At 73.2% G+C, this 24,232-nt stretch carries 21 protein-coding genes, 1 other RNA gene and 1 pseudogene; 12 read left to right on the top strand and 11 right to left on the bottom strand.

Annotated elements, in window-relative coordinates:
• The first annotated feature begins 128 nt into the window (after positions 1-128).
• A complete protein-coding gene (locus ACF1BE_RS01795) occupies positions 129-1,001 on the top strand; it encodes a MaoC/PaaZ C-terminal domain-containing protein (RefSeq protein ID WP_392196996.1) in 873 nt (290 codons plus the stop codon).
• Positions 1,002-1,103: 102 nt separating this feature from the next.
• Here the strand turns inward: ACF1BE_RS01795 and ACF1BE_RS01790 are convergent, their stop codons facing one another.
• Both ACF1BE_RS01790 and ACF1BE_RS01785 read right to left on the bottom strand, forming a co-directional pair.
• Positions 1,104-1,259: a hypothetical protein gene (locus tag ACF1BE_RS01790; RefSeq protein WP_392196995.1), complete on the bottom strand. Its 156-nt coding sequence runs from the start codon at positions 1,257-1,259 to the stop codon at positions 1,104-1,106.
• 96 nt (positions 1,260-1,355) lie between these two features.
• Positions 1,356-2,672 carry a hypothetical protein gene (locus tag ACF1BE_RS01785; RefSeq protein ID WP_392196994.1) on the bottom strand — a complete coding sequence of 439 codons (1,317 nt, stop codon included), beginning with the start codon at positions 2,670-2,672 and terminating at the stop codon, positions 1,356-1,358.
• Between the two features lie 187 nt (positions 2,673-2,859).
• Here ACF1BE_RS01785 and ACF1BE_RS01780 point away from each other — a divergent pair, with 187 nt between their 5' ends.
• The 3 genes from ACF1BE_RS01780 to ACF1BE_RS01770 are packed head-to-tail and all read left to right on the top strand — an operon-like array spanning position 2,860 to position 6,005.
• Complete coding sequence (locus ACF1BE_RS01780; RefSeq protein WP_392196993.1) at positions 2,860-3,699, top strand: Nif3-like dinuclear metal center hexameric protein; 840 nt, start codon at positions 2,860-2,862, stop codon at positions 3,697-3,699.
• A gap of 13 nt (positions 3,700-3,712) precedes the next feature.
• Positions 3,713-4,456, top strand: coding sequence for a zinc ribbon domain-containing protein (locus ACF1BE_RS01775; protein WP_392197391.1), 744 nt, complete (start codon positions 3,713-3,715; stop codon positions 4,454-4,456).
• A 16-nt stretch (positions 4,457-4,472) separates the two neighbouring features.
• On the top strand, positions 4,473-6,005 hold the full coding sequence (locus ACF1BE_RS01770) for a bifunctional RNase H/acid phosphatase (RefSeq protein ID WP_392196992.1): 1,533 nt from the start codon (positions 4,473-4,475) through the stop codon (positions 6,003-6,005).
• Here ACF1BE_RS01770 and eda read toward each other — a convergent pair.
• Positions 5,916-6,674 (bottom strand): bifunctional 4-hydroxy-2-oxoglutarate aldolase/2-dehydro-3-deoxy-phosphogluconate aldolase, encoded by a 759-nt coding sequence (gene eda, locus ACF1BE_RS01765; RefSeq protein WP_392196991.1) that lies wholly within the window; start codon positions 6,672-6,674, stop codon positions 5,916-5,918. The genes ACF1BE_RS01770 and eda overlap by 90 nt on opposite strands.
• 63 nt (positions 6,675-6,737) lie before the next feature.
• A complete protein-coding gene (gene yaaA / locus ACF1BE_RS01760) occupies positions 6,738-7,520 on the bottom strand; it encodes a peroxide stress protein YaaA (protein WP_392197390.1) in 783 nt (260 codons plus the stop codon).
• 183 nt (positions 7,521-7,703) lie between these two features.
• On the opposite strand from yaaA, the gene ACF1BE_RS01755 reads away from it, so the two are divergent.
• The 4 genes and pseudogenes from ACF1BE_RS01755 (at position 7,704) to ACF1BE_RS01740 (ending at position 10,882) form a co-directional block, all read left to right on the top strand.
• Entirely contained in the window at positions 7,704-8,630 is a 927-nt protein-coding gene (locus ACF1BE_RS01755; protein WP_392196990.1) for an AraC family transcriptional regulator, read from the top strand.
• Positions 8,627-9,406, top strand: a pseudogene (locus ACF1BE_RS01750) (DMT family transporter); the annotation flags it as partial. The gene ACF1BE_RS01755 and the pseudogene ACF1BE_RS01750, both read left to right, overlap by 4 nt.
• A gap of 115 nt (positions 9,407-9,521) precedes the next feature.
• An RNA gene (rnpB, locus tag ACF1BE_RS01745) (RNase P RNA component class A) lies at positions 9,522-9,925 on the top strand.
• 285 nt (positions 9,926-10,210) lie between these two features.
• On the top strand, positions 10,211-10,882 hold the full coding sequence (locus tag ACF1BE_RS01740) for an SMI1/KNR4 family protein (RefSeq protein ID WP_392196989.1): 672 nt from the start codon (positions 10,211-10,213) through the stop codon (positions 10,880-10,882).
• 59 nt (positions 10,883-10,941) lie between these two features.
• Here the strand turns inward: ACF1BE_RS01740 and ACF1BE_RS01735 are convergent, their stop codons facing one another.
• The 5 genes from ACF1BE_RS01735 to ACF1BE_RS01715 form a co-directional block, all read right to left on the bottom strand.
• Positions 10,942-12,915, bottom strand: coding sequence for a hypothetical protein (locus ACF1BE_RS01735; protein ID WP_392196988.1), 1,974 nt, complete (start codon positions 12,913-12,915; stop codon positions 10,942-10,944).
• A 947-nt stretch (positions 12,916-13,862) separates the two neighbouring features.
• Positions 13,863-14,690: an SDR family NAD(P)-dependent oxidoreductase gene (locus tag ACF1BE_RS01730; RefSeq protein ID WP_392196987.1), complete on the bottom strand. Its 828-nt coding sequence runs from the start codon at positions 14,688-14,690 to the stop codon at positions 13,863-13,865.
• A gap of 177 nt (positions 14,691-14,867) precedes the next feature.
• Positions 14,868-15,824 (bottom strand): hypothetical protein, encoded by a 957-nt coding sequence (locus ACF1BE_RS01725; protein ID WP_392196986.1) that lies wholly within the window; start codon positions 15,822-15,824, stop codon positions 14,868-14,870.
• A 221-nt stretch (positions 15,825-16,045) separates the two neighbouring features.
• The gene (locus ACF1BE_RS01720; protein ID WP_392196985.1) at positions 16,046-16,384 is read right to left on the bottom strand and encodes a MazG-like family protein; all 339 of its coding nucleotides are present in this window, start codon (positions 16,382-16,384) and stop codon (positions 16,046-16,048) included.
• Positions 16,385-16,436: 52 nt separating this feature from the next.
• On the bottom strand, positions 16,437-16,982 hold the full coding sequence (locus ACF1BE_RS01715) for a DoxX family protein (protein WP_392196984.1): 546 nt from the start codon (positions 16,980-16,982) through the stop codon (positions 16,437-16,439).
• A gap of 127 nt (positions 16,983-17,109) precedes the next feature.
• Between ACF1BE_RS01715 and ACF1BE_RS01710 the strand changes: the two genes are divergently transcribed.
• On the top strand, positions 17,110-17,436 hold the full coding sequence (locus tag ACF1BE_RS01710) for a nuclear transport factor 2 family protein (RefSeq protein ID WP_392196983.1): 327 nt from the start codon (positions 17,110-17,112) through the stop codon (positions 17,434-17,436).
• A 122-nt stretch (positions 17,437-17,558) separates the two neighbouring features.
• Positions 17,559-18,785 (top strand): D-alanyl-D-alanine carboxypeptidase family protein, encoded by a 1,227-nt coding sequence (locus ACF1BE_RS01705; RefSeq protein WP_392196982.1) that lies wholly within the window; start codon positions 17,559-17,561, stop codon positions 18,783-18,785.
• A gap of 272 nt (positions 18,786-19,057) precedes the next feature.
• Here the strand turns inward: ACF1BE_RS01705 and ACF1BE_RS01700 are convergent, their stop codons facing one another.
• Both ACF1BE_RS01700 and ACF1BE_RS01695 read right to left on the bottom strand, forming a co-directional pair.
• Positions 19,058-19,816 (bottom strand): SDR family oxidoreductase, encoded by a 759-nt coding sequence (locus ACF1BE_RS01700; RefSeq protein WP_392196981.1) that lies wholly within the window; start codon positions 19,814-19,816, stop codon positions 19,058-19,060.
• Between the two features lie 11 nt (positions 19,817-19,827).
• On the bottom strand, positions 19,828-20,925 hold the full coding sequence (locus ACF1BE_RS01695) for a Gfo/Idh/MocA family protein (RefSeq protein WP_392197389.1): 1,098 nt from the start codon (positions 20,923-20,925) through the stop codon (positions 19,828-19,830).
• Positions 20,926-21,012: 87 nt separating this feature from the next.
• On the opposite strand from ACF1BE_RS01695, the gene ACF1BE_RS01690 reads away from it, so the two are divergent.
• A complete protein-coding gene (locus tag ACF1BE_RS01690; protein ID WP_392196980.1) occupies positions 21,013-22,302 on the top strand; it encodes a multidrug effflux MFS transporter in 1,290 nt (429 codons plus the stop codon).
• The gene (locus tag ACF1BE_RS01685) at positions 22,254-23,423 is read left to right on the top strand and encodes a serine hydrolase domain-containing protein (protein ID WP_392196979.1); all 1,170 of its coding nucleotides are present in this window, start codon (positions 22,254-22,256) and stop codon (positions 23,421-23,423) included. Before ACF1BE_RS01690 ends, ACF1BE_RS01685 begins: the two co-directional genes overlap by 49 nt.
• Positions 23,424-24,232 lie beyond the last annotated feature (809 nt).

Below are 24,232 nucleotides of genomic sequence, written 5' to 3'. Positions count from 1 at the left end.
GACCAACGGTAAGGAGCCGGATCCGGCCGCCGGCAGATGCGTACGTACGGCTTCGGACGGTACGAATGTCACGGGTGGCGCCCGGAACCGACGCAGCGCCGACGACAGCCCTCACCGACTGGAGCCGCATGCCCATCGACGCAGCCCTGGCCCTCGCCGCCGGGCCACATGCCGGCGAGATCTCCTGGACCCCGAGGGACGTCCAGCTCTACCACCTCGGCATCGGGGCCGGTGCCAACCCCGACAAGGAGGACCCCGCCACCGACCCGGACGAGCTGCGCTACACGCTGGAGTCCCGGCTGCACGTCCTGCCGAGCTTCGCCACCGTCGCCGGCGGCGGCTCACCCGGCGTCGTCCGCGCCCTGTCCATGCCGGGTGTCGACGTCGACCTGGCCAAGGTCCTGCACGGCGGCCAGTACCTCACGCCGCACCGTCCGGTCCCCGCCTCGGGCACCGCCACCGCCACGAGCCGCATCGCCGCCGTGTACGACAAGGGCGAGGCCGCCGTTCTCGTCATGCGCACCGAAGTCGCCGACGCCGACGGCCCGTTGTGGACCGACGACGCCCGGATCTTCGTGCGCGGCGAGGGCGGCTGGGGCGGCGACCGCGGGCCCGCCTCCCGGCCGGACCCGCCCGCCGGCACCCCCGACCGGACCGTCGAGCGTCCAGTCCGCCCCGACCAGGCCCTCCTCTACCGTCTCTCCGGTGACCTGAACCCCCTGCACGCCGACCCGGCGTTCGCCGGGCTCGCCGGCTTCGACCGGCCGGTCCTGCACGGCCTGTGCACCTACGGCATCACGCTCAAGGCGGTCGTGGACACGCTGCTCGGCGGTGACGTGACCCGGGTACGCGGTTACGGCACCCGGTTCACCGGCGTGGTGTACCCGGGGGAGACCCTGCGCATCCGCATGTGGCGCGGGGAGGATTGGGTGCGGGTCACCGTGGACGCCGCCGAGCGGGACACCGCGGTGCTCACCGGCACCGTCGTCCAGCACCGCTGAAGCCGGAGATCTCCACGCCGCAGGAGGCGGTCGGGACGCGGGCAGAGGAAGAGGGGCGCTCGCCGTACGAACGCCCCTCGGTTCCCTGCTGTTCCCCTGCGGTCAGAAAGCCGCCTCGACCGTCTCCTGGACCGGCTTGCGGTGCCGGCCGTGCGGAGTCGTCTCGCTCTCCTGGGCCGCGACCGGGCCCCGGTGCCGGCCGTGGCCGGCGCTCTCCTGAGAGTCGGCAGTCAGCTGCCGCGTCCTGGTGTCGCTCATCGGAAGAATTCACCCCGTCAACATGATCATTCGTACAGCCGGGCGAGTCTAACCGGCACACCACGGGCCGAATCCAGGCGCACACGCCGACCGGCACTAGTTCGTTACAAGACGGCCCAGAGGCGCCTGTTGGAGCGGCACGGGACGGGCCGACACACGCTCCGCAGGGCGCGGTTCCACCCCCGGCCGGGACGCCCCGGGTGTCTCGGAAGCCCCGATCGCATCGCCGGTCCCGCCAGACCCGATGGTCCCGCCGGTCCCGCCAGTCCCACTGGTCCCGCTCGTCCCGCCCGCTCCTCCTGGGGCCCCCGCCCCCTCCACCGCTCCGGTTCCCTCCGCGGCTGCCGTCCCCCCGACGGCGCACGCGTCCGCCGCCTCGCGCCTGGGCGCCGTCAGCTCCGCCACCCCGCACGGGGTGTCCCGCGTGGCGTACGGCAGCCGCAGCACGCCCTCCGGTGTCCACAGCCCGGCCCCCGCCAGCCATCCGTGCGGCGCCGGAAGGTGACGTACCCGCCGTTCGGCCGGGCGCCAGGTCCCCACCCAGGTGCCGAACGTCCCGTCGATCCGCAGGCCCACCCCGCAGCTCTCCGGCATCAGCACCTGACCCGGCTGGATCGCGAACGGCGTCACCCGGCACTCCGGCACCCGCAGACACTCCGGGAAGCGCACCGGCAGGGTGCTGCCGAGCACCCCCCAGCCCAGTCGCCGCCGCCCCGGGGAGGGAGCGTCCGAGGAGATCAGCAGCAGCCCGCTGTCGGGGTCGGCGAGCAGCAGCCGGTCGTCGCTGCCGTCCGTGATCTGGAGCAGCGGTGAGACCGCGCCGGCGCGCTCCAGGTCCACCACGACCGTCTTGGTGCGCCCGTCCAGTTCCCGGTCCAGCGCCAGCAGCCGCCCGGTGCGGTCCAGCCAGACCCCGCCCGAGCAGCGTCCCGGCACCTCGGCGAGCCGCTCCGGGCCGGACGCCCCGCCCGCCACCAGCCACACCACGCTGGAACGCGGCCCGACGGCGAGGGCGTACGCCCGTGTGCCCCCCGGCGCCGGCGGCAGCAGAGCCAGCCCCGGCAGACCGGTGCCGGGCCCCGGGCACTCCACCGCGCCCAGTGGCAACTCGCCGGTGCCGGGCCCGGTCGGATACAGCAGCGAGAAGGCGTGCCGCCGCTCCACCAGCCGGTGGATCAGCACCCGGCCGTCGCCCAGGGGCTGCACCTCGGTGCCGGGCTCCTCCGGCTGGTTGCCGGGCAGCGGTACCGCGTACGGCTCCGGGCCGTCCAGGGTCCAGCGCTCCGGGAACCAGCAGTCACCGGCCGGCGCGAGCCGGGCGGCGTACGCGCCGTCCGCCGTGATCGCGCATCCCGCCCCCGGCACACCGTCGGCCCCGTCCGTGGACGGGGATTCGATAGCACAGGCCGTCATGGTTCGGTCACCTCCGGTGACGAAGCTAGTTTTCGTACGCACGGGCGGGGGACCGATGGCTCAGGCTTCACACATACGGGTGGGGCAGAAGCGATTCCTCTGAGGAAACCGGGGCGTCTGTGCCGACCGGGCGCGGAGCCGGCGGATGCGGTACAGGCCCGCAGAACAGCCAGGTAGCCTGTCTCTCGTGCCCCGTCTGTCTGAAGTCATCGCCGCGCTGGAGAACCTGTGGCCCGCCGAGCGGGCCGAGTCCTGGGACGCGGTCGGCACCGTCGTGGGCGACCCCGGCCAGGAGATCACCCGGGTCCTGTTCGCCGTCGACCCGGTCCAGGAGATCGTCGACGAGGCGGTGCAGCTCGGCGCCGACCTTCTGGTCACCCATCACCCGCTCTACCTGCGCGGTACGACGACGGTCGCGGCCACGCACTTCAAGGGCCGGGCCGTGCACACGCTCATCAAGAACGACATCGCGCTGCACGTCGCCCACACCAACGCCGACACCGCCGACCCGGGTGTCTCCGACGCCCTCGCCGGCGCACTGGACCTCCGGGTCGTACGCCCCCTCGTACCCGACCCCACCGACCCGCACGGCCGCCGGGGCCTCGGCCGCGTCTGCGAACTCGACCACCCGCTCACCGTCCGCGAACTGGCCGCCCGCGCCGCCGAACGGCTGCCCGCCACCGCGCAGGGCATCCGGGTGGCCGGCGACCCGGATGCCGTCGTCCGCACGGTCGCCGTCAGCGGCGGCTCCGGCGACAGCCTCTTCGACCAGGTCCGCGCGGCCGGCGTCGACGCCTTCCTCACCGCCGACCTGCGCCACCACCCGGCGTCCGAGGCGGTGGCCCACAGCCCCCTCGCGCTGCTCGACGCGGCGCACTGGGCCACCGAGTGGCCCTGGTGCGAGCTGGCCGCCACCCAGCTCGACGAGATCTCCGACCGCCACGGCTGGGACCTGCGCGTCCACGTCTCCAAGACGGTCACCGACCCCTGGACCGCCCACGCGGCGTCCACCACCCCCGCTAGCTAACAGGAGCCCCCAACTGAACGCCGCGCCCGCCGACCAGATCCGACTCCTCGAAGTCCAGGACCTCGACGTCCGTCTCCAGCAGCTCGCGCACAAGCGGAAGTCGCTGCCCGAGCACGCCGAGATCGATGCGCTGACCAAGGACCTCACCCAGCTGCGCGACCTGCTCGTGGCCGCGCAGACCGAGGAGAGCGACTGCGCCCGCGAGCAGACCAAGGCCGAGCAGGACGTGGACCAGGTGCGCCGGCGCGCCACCCGCGACCAGCAGCGCCTGGACTCCGGCGCGGTCACCTCGCCGAAGGACCTCTCCAACCTCCAGCACGAGATCGTCTCCCTCGCCAAGCGACAGGGTGACCTGGAGGACGTGGTCCTCGAGGTCATGGAGCGCCGCGAGTCCGCGCAGGAGCGGGTCGGCGAGCTGACCGAGCGGGTGGCCTCCGTGCAGTCGAAGATCGACGACGCCACCGCCCGCCGGGACGCGGCGTTCGAGGCGATCGACGGCGAGGCCGCCTCGGTCACCAGGGAGCGCGAGGTCGTCGCGGCCTCCGTCCCCGCGGACCTGCTCAAGCTCTACGACAAGCTGCGCGCGCAGCAGGGCGGGATCGGCGCGGCCAAGCTGTACGCCCGCAGCTGCCAGGGCTGCCGGCAGGAGCTGGCGATCACCGAGCTGAGCGAGATCCGCTCGGCGGCGCCGGACACGGTGGTGCGCTGCGAGAACTGCCGCCGCATCCTGGTGCGCACGGCCGAGTCGGGCCTGTAGACGAGGGGCCGGGCGGGTGCGGGAGTTCATCGTCGAGGCCGACGGCGGGTCACGGGGCAACCCGGGGCCCGCGGGCTACGGTGCCGTGGTGTGCGACGCGGCGACGGGCCAGACCCTGGCCGAAGCGGCGGAGTACATCGGCGTCGCCACGAACAACGTCGCCGAGTACCGCGGTCTCCTGGCCGGCCTGCGCGCCGCCCACGCCCTCGACCCGTCCGCGCCGGTCCATGTCCGCATGGACTCCAAGCTGGTGGTCGAGCAGATGTCGGGCCGCTGGAAGATCAAACACCCCGCGATGAAGCCGCTGGCCGCGGCGGCCCGGTCGATCTTCCCGCCGGACCAGGTCACGTACGAGTGGATCCCCCGCGAGCGGAACAAGCACGCGGACCGTCTGGCCAACGAGGCGATGGACGCGGGAGCGAAGGGCGAACAGTGGTCGCCGTCGCAGTCCCGGACCGCGCTGGACACGGGGACCGCCGCTGTCACTCCGGCCGCGTCCGGCGCGGCAGGGTCTGCCGTTGTGGCGGCCGCTGCCGATGTGGCAGATTCTGCCGACCGGTCGGGCTCTGCCGAACCGGCGGGCGCTGCCGATGCGGCGGGCCCTGCCACTTCGGTCCCTGCCGATACGGCGGGCGCTGCCGATGCGGATGCGGCGGGCTATGACGAACCGGCGGTCTCTGCCGAACCGGTGCCCTCTGACGATGCCGCGCCCGCTTCCGACGCGGCTTCCGCCGTCGACGCGGCGGCGGAGGGCCGGGGCCGTGCCGACGGGGCGGCGCCCGCCCCAGGGGAAGCGGCACCTTCCGGCGAGCGGCGACCCGCCGCTTCCGGCGCCGGTGAGCAGCCCCCCGCCGCCCCCGCCGCCCCCGGCGACGCCGAGCAGCGCACGTCCGCCCCCGGCTGGAGTGCCGCACCCGACCTCGGGGCCCCCGCCACCTTCGTGCTGCTCCGCCACGGCGAGACCCCGCTCACCCCCCAGAAGCGCTTCTCCGGGAGCGGCGGGACGGACCCGTCCCTCTCCGGCGTCGGCCGTGAGCAGGCCCGGCGAGTCGCGGAGGCACTGGCCAGGCGTGGCACGGTGCAGGCCGTCGTCGCCTCGCCCCTCGCCCGCACCCGGGAGACCGCCGCCATCGTCGCCGCCCGCCTCGGCCTGGACGTCACACTCGAAGACGGCCTGCGGGAGACGGACTTCGGCGCCTGGGAGGGCCTGACCTTCGGCGAGGTACGGGACCGCTACCCGGACGACCTGAACGCCTGGCTCGCCGACCCGGAGGCCCACCCCACCGGCGGCGGCGAGAGCTTCGCCGATACGGCCATCAGGATCGCCGCCACCCGGGACAAGCTGGTCGCCGCCCACGCGGGCCGTACGGTGCTGCTGGTCACGCACGTCACCCCGATCAAGACCCTGATCCGTCTCGCCCTGGGCGCCCCGGCCAAGTCCCTGTTCCGCATGGAGCTTTCAGCCGCATCCCTGTCGGCGGTGGCGTACTACGCGGACGGCAACGCCAGCGTCCGGCTCTTCAACGACACGTCTCACCTCAGGCCCTGAGCCCACCTTCGGCCCGGGGCCCACGTCGGTCCCCAACCCGGCAGCCGACCGCGCCAGTTCCTCGATCCGGCCCCAGTCCCCGGCGGCCACGGCTTCTGTCGGGATCATCCAGCTCCCGCCCACGCAACCGACGTTGGGCAGTGCCAGATACTCGGGGGCGTTGTGCTGACCGATCCCGCCGGTCGGGCAGAACCGCGCCTGCGGCAACGGCCCGGCCAGTGACCTCAGATACGCCGTCCCGCCCGCGGCCTGTGCCGGGAAGAACTTCATCTCCCGCACCCCGCGCTCCAGCAGCGCGACGACCTCCGAAGTGGTCGACACCCCGGGCAGGAACGGCACCCCGGCCCCCCGCATCGCCCCCAGCAGGGCCTCCGTCCATCCGGGGCTGACCAGGAACCGCGCACCGGCCGCCGTACACATCCCGACCTGTTCCGGTGTGATCACGGTGCCCGCCCCTACCACTGCCTCCGGGACCTCGTCGGCGATGGCGCGGATCGCGGCCGGCGCGGCCGGTGTCCGCAGGGTCACCTCGATCGCGGGCAGCCCGCCCGCCACCAGTGCCCGCGCCAGCGGTACGGCGTCGGCGGCGTCGGAGAGCACCACCACGGGCACGACGGGAGCCAGGTCGAGGACCGAGGCAGCCGGGAAGGAGGGCAGCGGCGAGGTCATGCCCTCATCGTGCCCAGGGAGCGCATCACACGCAATGCGCGTTGCGCATTCTGCAACGACACTTCAGTGCACGTCGTCCACCAGTACGTCCAGTGACCACGCCCGGCCGGCCTTCCCGGGCGCCTCCGTCTCCACGGCGTAGCCCAGCTCCCGCAGCGCCTCCACCAGCTCGGCGGGATCCTCCGGCACCGCCCCGGCGGTCAGCAGGGCGCGGACGATCCGGCCCTTCGTCGCCTTGTTGAAGTGGCTGACGACCTTCCGGGTCGGCGCGTGCAGCACCCGTACCGTCGCAGTCCGCCCGGCGACCTCGCCCTTCGGCTTCCAGGCCGCCGCGTAGGCGGCGGACCGCAGGTCGAGCACCAGGCCCTCGGCGGCCACCGTGGGCAGCACCTCGGCCATCGGCGCCCGCCAGTGCGCGGCCGGCGTGCCCAGCCCCGGCAGCTTCACGCCCATCGCGCAGCGGTAGGAGGGGATGCGGTCGGTCACCCGCACGGCACCCCACAGCCCCGAGAACACCAGCAGCGAGTCCGCCGCGCGCCGCGCCGCCGCCGCGTCCAGCGTGGCCAGGCCGAGGGCGTCGTAGAGCACGCCGGTGTATATCTCCCCGGCGGGGCGGGTGCCGGCCGTGCGCAGCCCGGCGTTCTTCGCGACCTCGCCACGCAGTCCCTCGCTCAGCCCGAGGATCTCGCGGGCCTTCTCCTCGTCGGCGGCGCACAGCTCGACCAGTTCGGTGAGCACGGCCTCGCGCGCGCCGGTCAGCCCCGGCAGGGAGAGTGACTCCAGCTCCAGCGGGGCGCCCTCACCCGCGCTCGCCTTGCCTTCCGAGGGGGGCAGCAGGACCAGCAACACGTACTCCTCACGTAGACCTCCGCGCCAGGGTACGGCGTACTTCCGGTACGGCCTCGCCCGCGTCGACGGCGCCCCGGACGCACCCCCCCCGCCCGTCCCGGTCCGGACGCGGCACGTGGCATGGAAGCGGGGCCCGCGGACGTTGCACCCGTGGCAGACGGCACGGCAAGGGGGAGTCCGATGGGCGAACAGGTCCGGGTGAGGCAGCGGCTCGGGGACGAGCGGGCGCCCGAGAAGCGGGGACCGGGGGAGCGGGGACCGGGGGAGCGGGCCCGGTGGACCCGGGCCAGGCTGGGGCGTTGCGGGCCCCCGCTCGACCTGCTGACCGCGAGCTTCCAGCGGCACGTGTACGCCCCGCACGCCCACGACGAGTACACGATCGGCGTCTGCGTCGGCGGCTCCGAGATCATCGACTACCGGGGCGGCCACGTCCGCACCGGCCCCGGCACGATCATCGTCCTCGAACCCGGCGAGATGCACACCGGTGGCCCGGGCAACCCCACCGACGGCTACGCGTACCTGGCCCTGTACGCCGAGCCGTCCCTGCTGGCCGACGGCACCCTCGGCGGCCTGCCGCACTTCCGCGAGCCCCTCATCGACGACCCCGCGCTGGTCAGGGCCCTGCGCACCGCCCACACGCGGCTCAGCGCCCGCCCCGACCCGCTGGAGGCCGAGTCCCGGCTGCCCTGGCTGCTGACCGCCCTGGCCCGGCGCCACTCCACGGCGCGCCCGGTGTCCGACCGCGTTCCCGGCGCCGCGGCCATAGCCCGCACGGTCCGTGACCGCCTCGCCGGCGAACTCGCCGACCCGCCGTCCCTCGCACTCCTCGCCACCGACCTCGGCCTGTCCCGCTACCAGCTCCTGCGCGCCTTCCGTACGACCGTGGGCATACCCCCGTACGCCTGGCTCGCCCAGCACCGGGTCGCCCGCGCCCGCACCCTGCTCGACACCGGCCTGCGCCCGGCCGAGGTGGCCCCTCTCGTCGGCTTCGCCGACCAGGCGCACCTGACCCGCTGGTTCCGCCGGGTGCTCGGGGTGACCCCGGCGGTCTACCGCAACAGCGTTCAAGACACCCCGGGGCGCACCGGCCGAGACTCGACCCCATGACTGCACGCGGCTGGTTCCTCTTCTCCCTGATGGGAGTGGTCTGGGGCATCCCCTATCTGATGATCAAGGTGGCGGTGGACGAGGTGTCCCCGCCGGTGGTGGTGTTCACACGCTGCGCGCTCGGCGCGGCCCTGCTGCTCCCGTTCGCCCTGCGTCAGGGCGGCCTGCCCGCGACCGTACGGGCCCACTGGCGGCCCCTGCTGGCCTTCGCGGTACTGGAAATCATCGTCCCCTGGTTCACCCTCACCGACGCCGAACGGCACCTGTCCAGCTCGACGGCCGGCCTGCTGATCGCGGGCGTGCCGATCGTGGGCGTGATCGGGGCGCGGCTGCTGGGGGAGACCGAACACCTCGGCGTCCGCCGGGTGACCGGTCTGGCACTGGGCCTCGCCGGTGTCACGGTCCTCACCCTGCCGCACCTCACCGGCGGGGACGCGCGGTCGCTGGTGGAGGTCCTGCTGACCGTGCTGGGCTACGCCACGGCCCCCCTCATCGCCGCCCGCCGCCTCAAGGAGGTCCCGTCCCTGCACCTCACCGCCGCCTGCCTGACCCTGGCCGCGCTGGTCTACGCCCCCGTGGCCGCGCTCACCCGCCCGTCCGGCGTGCCCTCCGCCACGGTCCTGGCCGCGCTGGCCGGCCTCGGCGTGATCTGCACGGCGGTGGCCTTCGTGGCGTTCCTGGAGCTGATCAGAGAGGCCGGCCCGACCCGGGCGACCGTGATCACGTACGTCAACCCGGCGGTGGCGGTGGCGGCGGGCGCGGTCTTCCTGGACGAGCCGCTGACCCTGCCCGTACTGGCCGCCTTCGCACTCATCCTGGCCGGCTCGGTCCTGGCGACGGCCGCCGGTCCGCGGCGCGGCACACGCCCGGTACCATGGTCAGCACGGCAGACGAGCCGGGCGGACGGCCGCGTGGAGTTCCTCAAGGGGCTCCCCGAGGAACGTCCGGGCTCCACAGGGCAGGGTGGTGGCTAACGGCCACCCGGGGTGACCCGCGGGACAGTGCCACAGAAAGCAGACCGCCGGGGATCTCGGTCCTCGGTAAGGGTGAAACGGTGGTGTAAGAGACCACCAGTGCCCAGGGTGACCTGGGCAGCTAGGTAAACCCCACCCGGAGCAAGGTCAAGAGGAGCGCCGTGAAAAGCGCTCTGCGCGGACGATCGAGGGCTGCTCGCCCGAGTCCGCGGGTAGACCGCACGAGGCCGGCGGCAACGCCGGCCCTAGATGGATGGCCGTCGCCCCGGCCGCCGCGAGGCGACCGGGGAACAGAACCCGGCGTACAGCCCGACTCGTCTGCCGCCACCTGCGGCTCCGCTTCGCCTGCGCCGAACCGGTGCCCGCCGTGGGACTGGGGCAGCCTGGCAGGAGGGGGCATACACCCGGCTTCAGCCGGCCGTGCCCTGCGGTGCCGGTGGAAGGACCGGTGACTTCCGCGAACTCGTCGGGGAGCCGAACCCGTTCAGCTGTGTCCGGGGCCAGTGGCTGATCGCGCAGGCGCCGATCGCGGTCCACAGCGACATTTGAGCCGCCGCGTGGTGCAGGCCACAGTTGCGCGCGCAGGGGAACCTTAGGGTCGCGGGTATGACCGATGACCAACAGCAGGAAGAGGCAGTGGCAGGCGCCTGGACGAGGATCGAAGCGTGGCTCGGGCAGAACGCTCCACGCTCCTACCGGATGCTTCCTCCACCCTCCTCAGAAGCCGGCATCGCCGCGGTCGAGCAGGAACTCGACCTCACCGTCCCACCGGGCCTCAGAGCGTTCTACCGCCTCCGCAACGGCACCGGCCACCCCGCTGACTTCGGCTGGACACCCGAACCCGAGACCGGCCTCCCCCCACAAGGACAGGGAACGGCCTGGCTGCTGCCGATGAGGCACGCGATCCCCCCGGTACAGCATCTGCCGTACTGGGATGAGGGCCCCCACACCATCGGCATGCCGGCCGACCCCGCGATGCGGTACCTCGCGTTCGCCGCGACCGACCGCAGCGGCCTGTACGGGCTGTTCACGGACTGCACCCCAGGACCCGGCTACGGACGGATCGGAACCTTCGAAGAGGCCGGCATACCCAGGCTGGGCGCGTGGCCGTCGTTCGCCGACTACATCATCGAAGTCGCCGATGCCCTGCACGAGAACCGTGGCGTCGAGTACGCGGACGGGCATCAGGACACGACTGTGCCCGGGCTCGTCGATCAGGCCCTGGCGTGGGACGGCCCTCTGTATCCACTGGATCCGGACTGGACACGCTTCGCATAGCACTGCGGCCGGAACACCGCGGGGTGGTCCGGCCACAGGGCGGTCAGGCAGTGGTCAGGTCAGCCGATCTTCTTCCACCCGCAGACCGTGTCGGCGTTCTTGCAGTGCTCGAAGCCGGGATCGCTGATCAGGAACCCGTCCTTGTCGAGCAGCCGCATCTGGGGAACGAACTTGATGCCGAGGTCGCGGAACGCACCCTCGTTCTGGTCCAGCGGGACGGAGGCGCGACCGCACTTCTCGTTCCACTTCGGTCCGGTGTAGCCGTTGCGATTCTCAGCCAGCAGACCCCACGTTCCGCCGGTCATCGGCTTGGTGTAGAGCTGGGCGCATTCATTGCCGGAGTTGACCTGGTTCGGGCCCTTCGGCATGCCGCCGCTTTCGTACGTACTCGCGGGCGCGTACTCGTCGCACGATCCGCTTGGCGTGGCGCTGTTCGGCGCCCAGCTACCGGGGCATACCTTGCCGCGGCTCTTGGCGTTGGTCCAGTCGCCTCCCTCCGGGTCGGCGTTGTTGCCGGGGCCGAGGTAGGTGACGAGGGAGTCCCACTTCCGGCTGCCGGGATGGGAGGGCAGCTTCTCCTGCATCAGCCAGTAGTAAGCACCGGCCGCCGGATACTGGTTGGTGTCGACCGTCCAGGTCGGCTTGAAGTAGGGGAAGACACAACCGGTCGCGATGTTGCCCCCGGCGATGTCGTCACAGCGCGGCGCAAGCTCCCGGACCCGGACGTCGCCGCTGGTGCCGAGGCTGGTTTGGGCGTGCCCGTCTCCGGCGTCGACGGAACCGAGGAGGCTCCAACCGAGGTCGAACTGCTCCTTGCCGGTGCCGTTCCAGATCGTCTGCACCTTTGCGGTCATGGCGTACTGGGAGCCGACTTGGCCGACCGCCCAGTGCGGCGTGTGGTTGAGGCCGTCGTTGCTCGACCACTGAACCTGCGAACTGGTGCAGTCCTTGCAGTTGTCGGACGGCCTCCAGGTGAGGTGAACCCCCTCGGTCGCGTCGTCGATCTGCGTCGGGACCACGGTGAGCTGTTGGTCGAACTCCGCCCTGTCCGTGCTGGTCTCCGCCTTCTTGTTGTACAGCTTGATCTGCTGTGACAGCGCGAACGTCGCGGTGCCGAACTTCGGCAGTTCGTCCGCGTCGACGAAGATCAGAGTTGCGTAACCGACGTTCTTCAGACACGCGTCGGACCGGTCCATGTAGTCCTTGCCGTCCGGCTTGGCGGCACACCACGGGACGAGATCGGCGCCCCGAAGAGCGTTTCTCGTCACTCTCCTGGCCACCGCTGCGTCTTCAGGAGTCGGCGCGTCACGGCTGATCTCGATGCACACCTTCCGCCCCTTGGAGTCCAGCGCGGAGCACTTCCGGCCGGAGTCCTTCCTGCGCACACCCGTGACGGGGCCGGGATCGGTGCGCGTGACTTCGATCGGGTTTTGCGCAAGCGAGTTGATGCCGGACGTGGTCTGCGGCGCCGGGAAGGTGACGTACGGCTTGTCGGCCGGAGGAATACCGATCTTGAAGATGGAGTACGCGGACCAGCCGTCCTCGTAGACCTTGCTGGTCGCGTCGTACCCGGAGGAGCGGACCGCGTAGGTGACCCCGTTCTTGAGCTTGCCCGCGGGAACCGTGACAGAGGCCGCTTTGCCGGCGTTCACCTCGCCGGACACGAGAACGCCCCATTGGTTGGCGTCGGTCAGCTTCACGACCGTGGCGGTGGGCTTGCCACCCGAGTCGGTGGTGTGGACCTCGAAGGTTGCGGTGGTCTTGTGGCCGCTGGTGGCGTTGACCGTGTTGCGTAACGTCGGTGTAGTGGTTTCGACCTGCCACACGCCGTCCGTCTTCGTGAACGGCGGGCCCACTTCCGGTGCGTTGGGTGTGTCCGGTACGGCGGCTGCGACGGCGCGTGCGCCGGGACCGTGGACGGGTGGCGGGTTGTCGGAGTCAGCTGCGTAGCTGGTGGTCACTCCGGAGCCGAGGACGACCGCGAGGATCGCACCGAGGGCTGTGCGCCGTCTTTTCCTGGTGCGGGATATCAATCTGTGACCCTCCTGTGGGAACAAGAGTGCGATCCCATCAGGTCCACAGCGCGAGAACCATGGCCGGTCTCACGGTTTGAGCGATCGGGGAAAGAGATGAGCCACCTGTTCCCGTCTACGCCGACCTGCAGGTCACCGGCGCTCCCGACTCAGCCGCCCTCTCCTTCCGGATGGGATCTCGTGGGGTTCGAGGACGTCCGCGGCCGTCAGGCCGACCAAGATCTGGCTGATCAAGCACGGGCACGCCCCCGCAGAGGCGCAGCATGGGGCCACTCGCATCCCAACGTGGAACATCGGCACCGGCGCGAAAGGCCGTCCACGTCTGCGGCGCTCCCCCGCGAGCCGTACACATGGACTCGTACGCCCCGCGCCCGGCCGTGGAGTGGGACGGGTTCGTGTCAGTCCGTGACCATGGTCGACGGTCCCGGACGTGTGTGCCAGACCGTCGTACTCGTGGGCGAGCACTGTCGGGGCCAGTGGATCGGTACGTCACGCGTGGCACCGCCACGCCGAAGGGAGTGGATGAGCTGTCCGTTCGTCAGCCAGGCGGTGACGGCGGGACGGGGCCGGCCGTCACCGTCCCGCGCCGTCGCCGTGCAGCGGCCGGGTGGCCGCGTCCGCCGTTGCCGCGATCCCACGCGCGTGGCCGAGCGCGTCGTTCAGGTCACCGTGCCGGCTCGCACAGCAAGCCGGGGGCGCTCTTCTCCCAGGAGCACGAGGTCTTGGGCCCCGAGGCGGGCTTGGGGCCATGGGCCTCCAGGCGGACCGGGCCGGCGTCCGCCAGGGTGCCGAGCAGGCCGCTGCCGAGGCCGGCGCGTTGATGAACCCGGTGATCCTGTGCGTCGAGTCGTCGTACGCGGTTACGGCGACGAAGGAGGGCGGACGCCCCGGGCGGGGACAACGGCCCCCGCCCGGGCGCAGCTCCGCCCGCCCCGTGCGGGAGATGCTCAGCGGGTGGCGGAGCCGTCGGCGTCGCGTGGCGTGATGTGGAAGTCGAACGCCAGCGTTCCCGGATCGAGGGCCGTCGTCCCGCCGTCGACGGTGAGGACCGCGCCATTGACGTAGGACGCCGCCGGGGAGAGCAGCCAGTCGATCGCCTCCGCGACCTCGCGCGGCTCACCCGGCCGTCCCGGGGGCAGCAACCTGGTCGCCTCCTCGTAGGCGGCCTCCACGCCACCGCCCAGGCCGGCCTCCTCGGCGAAGCGGGCCATGCGCCGGTCGGCCATCTCGGTCCGTACCCAGCCGGGGCACACGGTGTTGGCGCGCACCCCCTGACGCCCGTAGTCGACGGCCACGGAACGGCAGAGCTGGAGCAGAGCCGCCTTGGAGGTGGCGTACGGGGCGTTGCTCGCGCCGTTGCGCAGCGCGGAGACGGAGGCGACGGCGACCACCGCCCCCCTGGACTCCAGCAGGTGCGGGATCGCCGCGCGCAGCAGCAGGAGGGGGCCGGTGACGTTGGTGCGCATCACGTCCTCCCAGTCCCGCAGCGTCAGGTCTCCCACGGCGCCGCCGCGTCCGATCCCCGCGTTCAGCACCAGTCCGTCGATCCGGCCGTGCTCGGCCAGGGCCGCCCGGACGAGCCCCTCGGCCGCGTCGGGCTCACCGACGTCGGACGGGTACGCCAGCGCCCCGATCTCCGCCGCGAGGCGTCGCAGGGGTTCGGGCCGGCGGCCGGAGACGACCACGTGGTGGCCTCCCTCGCGCAACAGCCGGGCCGTGGCCTCACCGATGCCCGTGGCTCCGCCGGTCACGACGACAACCCGCTTGTCCGCCAACGTGGTCGAACCCCCTCCATCACCGAGATCACCTGGGGCATCCGACTCTAGGACCGGCGGCTCCACCGCCGTCGACTTCCAGCCAGGGACCGCAGACACGGTCGGGGGGAGTGCTCCCCACCCGCACGGCCACTCACCGTGCGGGTGGGGCACCCGCTCCGTACGCGCTCGGCGTGATCAGGACTCGTCGCTCATCCCGGGGCCGGCGAAGAAGCCCTGCATGAGGGCGTTCAGGTCCAGCTTCTTGGCGCCGGCCGGAACGGTGGGCCTGGTGCCCTTGCCCAGCCGCAGGGTCAGGCCCAGCTTCTTGACCTTGGCGTTCTCGGCCAGCTTGGCGAGGTCCACGTCCACCTCGGTCAGCTCACCGTTCTTGAGCGTGAAGTCCGCCGTCACCTTGGCGTTGGGGGCGTCCTTCAGGTCCTTGTCCGTCGGCAGCTCCATGCCCGGCGGCAGGTCCTTCACCAGCGGGCGGATCTTGCCGAGCAGCTCGGTGACGAGCGTGCGGAAGGGGGCCGTGGCGGTGATGTGCTCGGTGCCGTCCCCGCCGCCGGCCGTCTTGAGATGCACCCGACGGGCGACGACCTCGCGGACCGCCTTCACGAGCTTCTTCTGCGTCTTGGCGTCGAGGGACGGGCTGGGCTCGGGACCGTCCTCGGACCCCTGGCCCGTGGCCTTCTGCATCTCCTTGGTGTCGAACTTCACCCACTTGCCCTCGAGGACGTTCCTGATCGCCCCGGCCTCCGGGGGCAGGTCCGTGGCGGCCGGTACGGGGTTGCCCGTCACCTTGCCGATGGTGTCCATGTCGGCACGGATGTAGGCGTTGTCGCCGATCACCCGGTACTCGGCGAGGTCGCCGTCCGGGCTGCTGATCTTCATGGCCATGCCGACGAGGTCCTTCTCACCGGATTCCTCGATCGGCTTCTTCGACTGCACGGTGACCGTGATCTTCGCGCCGCTGATCAGCTTGGCCGCGTCATCCGGGATCTCGTCGCCGGGCGCGGGGTCGGACTTGGCGTCCAGCGCCTTCAGGGACGTGACGTCGGTGTCCAGGTCGAGCTCGAAGGAGAGCGAGTTCTTCTTGCCGAGCTTCTCGAAGGCCTGGTCGAGCTTCTTGCCGGCGGAGAGCTGCTCCACCGTTCCGCAGGCGGCGGAGCCCGCGAGGACGGCACCGACTACGGCGGTGGCGGTCAGGGTCTTGCGTATGGCGCTGATGATGGTCTCCTCGTGAGTCCGACCACGGTGTGATCGAAAACAAGACTCACCACCTGCCCACAAGGTTGTGCTGTCCGGCGCGCGATGTCGGAACACCGGCCGGAACACCCGGTGGGCAGCGCAGCGCGCGCCGGGACGAGGTGTCAGGCCGGCCGGTCGAGCGGCCGGGTCCCGACCTTCCGGAGGTGGTGTTCGAAGACCTGCCGGGCGTCCGGGGTCAGTGTGCGCAGTGCCACCAGCGCCGTGATCGCCACGTCGCACAGTTCCGCCTGCACGTCGTCCCAGGTGTGGGTGACGCCCTTGCGCGGGTTCTGGCCGGTCGCGCCGATGACAGCCTCGGCGACCTCGCCGACCTCCTCGGACAGTTTGAGGATGCGCAGCAGGACGCCGTCCTGGCCGCCGTGGGCGCGGGTGGCCTCCAGGCGGGTCCACAGGGAGTCGACGGCGGGCCAGAGCCCGGCTGCGGAGTCGTGATCGCTCATGTCCCGCAGCCTGCCATGCCCGAGGCGGTGCCCGGCCGTCTCCGGACGGCGGTCACTCCTCGAACAGGGTCTCCTGCTCGCCCGCCGCCTGGGCCCGGACCCGCTTGTTCCGGGCGCCGATCACCACGGCCGCCACCGCCGCCGTCACGCCGAGCGCGGCCGGCACCATCCAGTCGCGGTTCAGGACGTGGCCCAGGGCGTGGTCGAGGGAGAGGCGGCCCGGTCCGGTGACGGCGAGGCCGGCCCCGACCAGGCCCAGGCTCACCGGGTGCTCGCAGCCGCCCTCCTGGGCGAAGAAGCCGTTGGGCACGTGGACGGCCGCCGCGCCCGCCATCGCCCCGGCCGCCGCCGCACCCGCCGCCGGGGTCGCGAGGCCGAGCGCCAGCAGGACGCCGCTGCCCGTCTCCGCCAGGCCCGAGGCCGTGGCGCTGGCCTTGCCGGGCACGTAGCCGACGGACTCCATGAACCGGCCGGTGCCCTCCAGGCCGTGGCCGCCGAACCAGCCGAACAGCTTCTGCGTGCCGTGAGCTGCCAGCACCCCGCCGGTGCCCAGCCGGAGCAGCAGCAAACCCAGATCACGTCGGTCGTAACAGCTCACGGTGACTCCCATGCAGACTGGCGAGCGGATGTCCTCCCGCGTTCAGCCTGGCACCCCCGACACCGTCCGGCCCCCGCTGGCTGTCGTTCGGGTGGCGGGCCCGCGGAAGCGGTGTGAGCCTGACGCCATGACGATTCAGCCGACCCGGCTCAGCGATCCGGCCGTCAGGGCCTTCGTGCACGCCGTCAACTCCCGTGACCTGGAGGGCTTCATGTCGCTCCTGGCGCCCGGCGCGACCATGTGCGACGACGGCTTCGAGCGTGACCTCGCCGAGTGGACGGACCGGGAGATCTTCTCCTCCCACGGGCACCTGGAGGTCGACAACGAGTCGGACGGCGGCCGCACCGTCCTCGCCCGCTACCGCAACGACACCTGGGGCGAGATGCGCACCAAGTGGGTCTTCACGGTCCAGGACGACGGGCGGATCTCGCGGTTCGAGACCGGGCAGGCCTGAACAGGCGCCCACGCGCCGGGAATCGGCGCTGACCCACCGGAGTTCTGCTCCGGTGGCCCGTTCCCCGCCCCGCGGCCCTCCCGCGCGCCGGACCCCCGCCCGGCGCGGTGTACGGTCCCCGGGTGCGTGAAAGTTCCCGGCTCAGCCGGCGTGCCGTCCTCGGGCTGACGGCCGCCGCCCTCCCCCTTTCCACGGCCACGGGGGCCGCCGCCGCGACCACGGTCGTCGGCGGCGAGCGGCTGGCCCGTCCCGGCGTCCAGGTGAGCGGTGCCGCCGGACTGCCCGGAAAGCTCACCGCCCGCTCGTGGCTGGTCGCCGACCTCGACAGCGGGGAGGTCCTCGCCTCGTTCGGCGCACACCGGCGCCTCCCGCCCGCGTCCACCCTGAAGATGCTGTTCGCGGACACCGTGCTGAAGCGGCTGGACCCCGCCGAGCGCTACCGGGTCACCGACGCCGACCTCGCCGACGTCCCGGCCGGCTCCAGCCTCGTCGGTGTCAAGCCCGGCATCACCTACACCGTCGAGCAGTTGTGGCAGGGCGTGTTCCTGCGCTCCGGCAACGACGCCGTGCACGTGCTCTCCCACCTGAACGGCGGCATCGCCCGGACGGTGGCCGAGATGCAGGCCAGGGCCGCGGACCTCCAGGCCATGGACACCCATGTGGTCAGCCCCGACGGCTTCGACCACAAGGGCCAGCTCTCCTCGGCGTACGACCTCACGCTCTTCGCCCGCCACGGCCTGAAGGACGCCGCGTTCCGCCGTTACTGCGGCACCCGGACCGCCGACTTCCCGGCGGGCGGCAGGAAGACCTTCCAGATCCAGAACACCGACCGCCTGCTGACCGGGGCGTGGGGCCTCAAGACGTACGACGGGCTGATCGGGGTCAAGAACGGCTACACCAGCCACGCCGGCAACACCTTCACCGGTGCCGCCACCCGCGGTGGGCGCACCCTGCTGGTCACCGTGATGCACCCCAAGGCCGGCGGCAACGCCGTCTACGAGGAGACCGCCGCGCTGCTCGACTGGGGCTTCGGGCACGGGCGTTCGGCGCAGGCGGTGGGTCTGCTGGTCGCACCGCTCAGCGAGGGCGGGGTGAAGGCGAGCCCACCGCCCGCGCGGAAGCCGGCACGGGCGGCGGCCGGCGCGCCCGGTACGGGGTCCGGGGGCGGCTCGGGGTGGGGGCTGGCGGCGGGCTCGGCCGGGGCGGCCGCCCTGCTGGGCGCCGGAGCCTGGGTCCTGCGCCGACACCGGACACGGGCGGTGGTGAACGGCGCGGGCGCCGCGGACGGCGGGGGCGGTGAGGTCCGCAAGGGCGCCGCGGGCGGGCCGGAAGGCCGCCACCGGAGCTGAGCGGTGTGTGCGGCGGTCGTTCCACCCACCGGCGTGTGCCCCGCGGCCGGCCGCGAGGCACGCCCCTGACTCCGGTCCGGTGGAACGACCGCCGCCTCCCCCCTCGGAGTGGCCGCGGAACGTCGGTGCGCCAACTGTGAAGCTCTGGTGAAGGAGAGTTCAGCACACGGGCGCGACCGGCCGCAATAGCGCGGACGTTCAAACTCCGGTTCCGTCGGACGGGGAGAAGGCGGGCGCCGCCGGGCTCGGCCCGCGGGCAGGCGCCGCCGGGCTCAGCCCCGCCCGATGTACGGCATCCCCGTCGCCAGCACCGTCGCGAACTGCACGTTCGCCTCCAGCGGCAGTTCCGCCATGTGCCGCACCGTGCGCGCCACGTCGGCCACGTCCATCACCGGTTCCGGGGCCACCTCGCCGTTCGCCTGGAGCGCGCCGGTCCGCATCCGGGCCGTCATGTCGGTCGCCGCGTTGCCGATGTCGATTTGCCCGACCGCGATGCGGTACGGCCGCCCGTCCAGCGACAGCGACTTGGTGAGCCCGGTCAGCGCGTGCTTCGTCGCGGTGTAGGCGACCGAGTGCGGGCGGGGCGTGTGGGCCGAGACGGAACCGTTGTTGATGATCCGGCCGCCCTGCGGATCCTGCTCCTTCATCCGCCGGTAGGCCGCCTGCGCGCACAGGAACGCGCCGTTGAGGTTGGTGTCCACCACGTGCCGCCAGGCGTCGTACGGCAGGTCCTCGACCGGGACCCCGCCGGGCCCGAAGATCCCCGCGTTGTTGAACAGCAGGTCCACCCGTCCGAACCGCTCCACCACCGCCGCGAACAGCGCGTCCACGTCCTCGGGTCGGGACACGTCGGTGCGCACGGCGAGCGCGGTGCCCTCCGGCGCCGTCGCCGCCGTCTCCTCCAGCGTCCCGGCGCGCCGGCCGGCGAGCGCCACCGACCAGCCGTGGCGCGACAGCTCCACGGCGACGGCCCGTCCGATGCCGGAGCCCGCCCCGGTCACCACCGCGATCTTCGACTGCCTGCCGGTCATGGCTCCGCAGCCTAGGCGGCGGGTCCGCCATACGGGATCAGGTGTCCGCCATACGGTTGTCCGGAGACGTCGGCCACCTCTTTCCCCGGATACCGCGCCCCGGCCTCCCCCGGATACCGCACCCCGGTCCGCTCCCGCACCGCGTCCAGCGTCCGCATCACCGCGAGCGTGCCCTCCAGCGGCACCAGCGGCGACTCCTTCTCACCTGCCCGCAGCGCCCGCATGACCTCCCTCGCCTCGTGCCGCATGCTGCTGCGCGGCCCGTCGGCCGGGTCCGCGGCGAACTCCTCGGGGTCACGGCCCTCGCGGTGCAGTACGAACCGGTCCGGGTGGAAGAAGCCGGACGGGACGTCGATCCGGCCGCGCGAGCCGGTGACCGAGGCGGTGGCCGCCGTAGCGCCGTCGATGGAGCAGTGCAGCGAGGCCAGCGCGCCGCTGTCCCAGGACAGCACGGCCCCCGTCTGCAGGTCGACGCCCTCCGGTGACAGCACCGCGCTCGCGGCGACCCCGTCCGGCTCACCCAGCAGCAACTGAGCGAAGGACACCGGGTACACGCCCAGGTCCAGCAGCGCCCCACCGCCGAGCGCCGGATCCCGCAGCCGGTGGTCCGCGGCGAAGGGCCCGGCCAGCCCGAAGTCCGCCTGCACCGTGCGCACCTCGCCGATCGCCCCGTCGTCCACCAGCGCCTTCAGCCGCCGCACCAGCGGATTGCAGTACATCCACATCGCCTCCATCAGGAAGCGGTCGTGCTCCCGTGCCAGCGCGACGAGTTCCTCCGCCTCGCGCAGGTTCAGCGTGAACGGCTTCTCGCACAGCACGTTCCGCCCCGCCGCCAGGCACAGCCCGGCCGCCGCCCGGTGCGCGGTGTGCGGAGTGGCGACGTACACGACGTCGACGTCCTCGTCCGCCGCCAGCGACTCCCAGTCGCCGTACGCCCGCGCCACCCCGAACCGGTCGGCGAACGCCCGCGCCGACTCGGGCCGGCGCGACGCCACCGCCACGATCTTGGCCGCACGGCCGTCGTCCGACGCGGCCACCAGGTCCGCCGCGAACGCCGCCGCGATCCCGCCCGTCGCCAGGATCCCCCACCGCACGCCCCGCTCCGCCATGCCCGCCCCACCCTCGCTCATGTGTGCCTCGGCAGTGTGTACGAGCTGAGAGCATAGGTGCCGGTCCAGTACGAGAGGGAGGGACACATGCCCGAGCACGCGGCGGCACAGACACCCGGAACGGAGCACGCGTCCACCGCGCAGAGCCCACCCGCCGACCGCCGGACCGGCCTGCTCGTCACCCTCGTCCTCGGCGGCCTCACCGCCACACCTCCGCTCGCCATGGACATGTACCTCCCGTCCCTGCCGGAGGTCACCCGCTCCCTGCACGCCCCCGCCGCCACCGTCCAGCTCACCCTCACCGCCTGCCTGGCCGGCATGGCGCTCGGCCAGCTGATCGTGGGTCCGATGAGCGACCGCTGGGGCCGCCGCCGCCCGCTCCTGGCCGGCCTCGCCGTCTACGTCCTCGCCACCGTCCTGTGCGCCTTCGCCCCGAACGTCGAGACCCTGGTCGCCTTCCGGCTGGCCCAGGGCCTCGCGGGCGCGGCCGGCATCGTCATCGCACGAGCCGTCGTACGCGACCTGTACGACGGTGTGGACATGGCCCGCTTCTTCTCCACCCTGATGCTGATCTCCGGGGTCGCCCCGATCGTGGCGCCGCTGATCGGCGGGCAGATCCTCCGGGTGACGGACTGGCGGGGCGTGTTCGCCGTCCTCACCCTCGTGGGCGTCCTGCTCGCCGCCGTCGTCTGGCGGCGGCTGCCCGAGACGCTGCCGCCCGCCGACCGCCACGGCGGCGGCACCGGCCAGGCCCTGCGCGCGATGCGCGGCCTCCTCGCCGACCTGCCCTTCACCGGCTACACGCTGGCCGGCGGCTTCGCCTTCGCCGCGCTGTTCGCCTACATATCCGCCTCGCCGTTCGTCATCCAGGAGATCTACGGCGCCTCCCCGCAGACCTTCAGCCTGCTGTTCGGCGTCAACTCGGTCGGTCTGATGATCGCGGGCCAGATCAACGGCAAGGTGCTGGTGGGCCGGGTCAGCCTGGACAAGGTCCTCGCGACCGGCCTCGCGGTCATCGTCATCGCCGCCACCGCCCTGCTCCTCATGGCCGCGGGCACCTTCGGCGAGGTCGGCCTGGCACCCGTCTCCGCCGCCCTGTTCGTCCTCATGTCGGCGATGGGCATCACCCTGCCCAACGCCCAGTCCCTCGCCCTGCTGCGCACCCGGCACGCCGCCGGCTCCGCCTCCGCGCTGCTCGGCACCACCTCCTTCCTCGTCGGCGCGATCGCCTCCCCGCTCGTCGGCGTCGCCGGGGAACACACCGCCGTCCCCATGGCGGTCGTCCAACTGGCGGGCGCACTGGTCGCCGCGGCCTGCTTCGTGGGAATGTGCCGTCCCTGGAACACCCGTACGGGGCCGAAGGGAGAGGACAACTGAGCGCACCGAGACTGCGTACCGGCACACCCGAGCGAGCCGGGCTCGACCCCACGGAGCTCGAGCGTCTGACCGACGACGTGCACGCCCTCACCACCGGCGTCCGCCCCTGGGCGGCCGGTGCCGTCGTGCTGGCCGGACGCGGACCCGTGGTCGCGGTGGCCGAGGCCGCGGGCTGGGCGGTGCGCTACTGCGCCTACGACCCGAAGACCGACAACGCTGTCGCGCTGCCGCCCGACTCCCGGGTCCCGGCCACCGTCGACACCCCCTTCGACCTGGCCTCCCTCACCAAGCTGTTCACCTCCGTCGCCGCGGTGCAGCAGATCGAACGCGGCACCCTCGGCATGGACGCCCGGGTCGGCGCCTACCTGCCCGAGTTCACCGGAGCCGCCGCCTACGGCATCACCGTGCGTCAGCTGCTCACCCACACCTCCGGGCTGCGCCCCGAACTCCCGCTGTACGACTGCCCGGACGAGCGCGCCCGCCTCGCACTCCTGCGGAACACCGCCCCGACGGCGGAACCGGGCACCTACCGGTACTCCGACCTGAACATGCTGCTGCTCCAGTTCGTCCTGGAGCGCATCACCGGCCGCACCCTCGACGTCCTCGTCCACGAGGGCATCACCCGCCCGCTCGGCATGACCGCCACCGCCTTCGGTCCCTGCCCCGGCGCCGCGGCCACCGAGGACCAGCGGCGGCCCTGGGCCAAGGCCGACCGGGGCATGCTGCGCGGTGTGGTCCACGACGAGAACGCCTGGGCGCTCGGCGGGGTCGCCGGCCACGCGGGCCTCTTCTCCACCGCGCCCGACCTGGCCGTCTTCTGCCGCGCCCTGCTCGCCGGCGGCTCCTACGGCCCCGCGCGCATCCTCGGGCCCGACTTCGTGGAGCTGCTGTTCACCCCGCCCGGGCTGGGATTCGCCCTGGACGAGCCGTGGTTCATGGGCGAGATGGCGGGCCACGGCGCGGCGGGCCACACCGGCTTCACCGGCACGTCCCTGGTCCTGGACCCGGCGACGGACACGTTCCTCGTACTGCTGGCGAACACGGTCCACCCGCGACGGCGTCCGGCGGACAGCGGCCCGAGAGCGGCACTGGCGACGCGACTGGCACGCGCGGTGATCTGACCCCACGCCCACCCCGCACGGCCTCGCCGGCCGGCCCGTCCGCCTGCCTCGCACCGCCCCCCGGCCCTCGCCCAGGCCCGACCCCGCCGGCTCGGCACCGGCCCGGCCTCGCCGCTGCCTTCGCCCACGGGCCCGGCCCGCCGCCCACGGCACCGGCCCGGCCCGGCCTCGCCCCTGCCCGGCCGGCTGGCCTCGACATGGACCCGGCACGGCCTGGCCCACCGGCCCGGCACGGCCGCCGTCGTCCACCGACCTGGCAGGCCCGCCTCGCCCCTGCCCGGCCGGCTGGCCTCGACATGGACCCGGCACGGCCTGGCCCACCGGCCCGGCACGGCCGCCGTCGCCCACCAACCCGGCCTGCCGGCCTCGGCTCCGGCTTGGCCACTGGCTCAGCACCGGCCTGACTCCTGCCGGCTCGGCACCGGCCCGGCTTCGCCGCTGCCTTCGCCCACGGGCCCGGCCCGCCGCCCACGGCACCGGCCCGCCACGGCCTCGCCCTTGCCCGGCCGGCTGGCCTCGACATGGACCCGGCACGGCCTGGCCCACCGGCCCGGCACGGCCGCCGTCGCCCACCAACCCGACCTGCCGGCCTCGGCACCGGCCCCCGCACCGGTCCGCCCCGCCGGCTCGGCACCGGCCCGGCCTCGCCGCTGCCTTCGCGCACCGGCCCGGCCTGCCGGCCTCGACACCGGCTGGCACGGTCCCGCACCGTTCCTCGCCCGCCGCCCGCCGCCCGCCGCCCGCCGCCCGCCGCCCGCCGCCCGCCGCCCGCCGCCCGCCGCTCGCCGCCCGCCGCCCGCCGCCCGCCG

Origin of the sequence: Streptomyces sp. NPDC014991, from assembly GCF_043080665.1 — a bacterium.
Lineage (GTDB): Bacteria > Actinomycetota > Actinomycetes > Streptomycetales > Streptomycetaceae > Streptomyces.
This window is presented reverse-complemented; position numbering and strand designations above follow the sequence as displayed.

Bases quoted from the DNA above. Each gene is read 5' to 3' on its own strand.
- ACF1BE_RS01690 (WP_392196980.1), top strand. From the start codon at position 21,013: ATGCCCGAGCACGCGGCGGCACAGACACCCGGAACGGAGCACGCGTCC.
- ACF1BE_RS01700 (WP_392196981.1), bottom strand. From the start codon at position 19,816: ATGACCGGCAGGCAGTCGAAGATCGCGGTGGTGACCGGGGCGGGCTCC.
- ACF1BE_RS01740 (WP_392196989.1), top strand. From the start codon at position 10,211: ATGACCGATGACCAACAGCAGGAAGAGGCAGTGGCAGGCGCCTGGACG.
- ACF1BE_RS01710 (WP_392196983.1), top strand. From the start codon at position 17,110: ATGACGATTCAGCCGACCCGGCTCAGCGATCCGGCCGTCAGGGCCTTC.
- ACF1BE_RS01795 (WP_392196996.1), top strand. From the start codon at position 129: ATGCCCATCGACGCAGCCCTGGCCCTCGCCGCCGGGCCACATGCCGGC.
- ACF1BE_RS01785 (WP_392196994.1), bottom strand. From the start codon at position 2,672: ATGACGGCCTGTGCTATCGAATCCCCGTCCACGGACGGGGCCGACGGT.
- ACF1BE_RS01695 (WP_392197389.1), bottom strand. From the start codon at position 20,925: ATGGCGGAGCGGGGCGTGCGGTGGGGGATCCTGGCGACGGGCGGGATC.
- ACF1BE_RS01790 (WP_392196995.1), bottom strand. From the start codon at position 1,259: ATGAGCGACACCAGGACGCGGCAGCTGACTGCCGACTCTCAGGAGAGC.
- ACF1BE_RS01755 (WP_392196990.1), top strand. From the start codon at position 7,704: ATGGGCGAACAGGTCCGGGTGAGGCAGCGGCTCGGGGACGAGCGGGCG.
- eda (WP_392196991.1), bottom strand. From the start codon at position 6,674: ATGACCTCGCCGCTGCCCTCCTTCCCGGCTGCCTCGGTCCTCGACCTG.
- ACF1BE_RS01720 (WP_392196985.1), bottom strand. From the start codon at position 16,384: ATGAGCGATCACGACTCCGCAGCCGGGCTCTGGCCCGCCGTCGACTCC.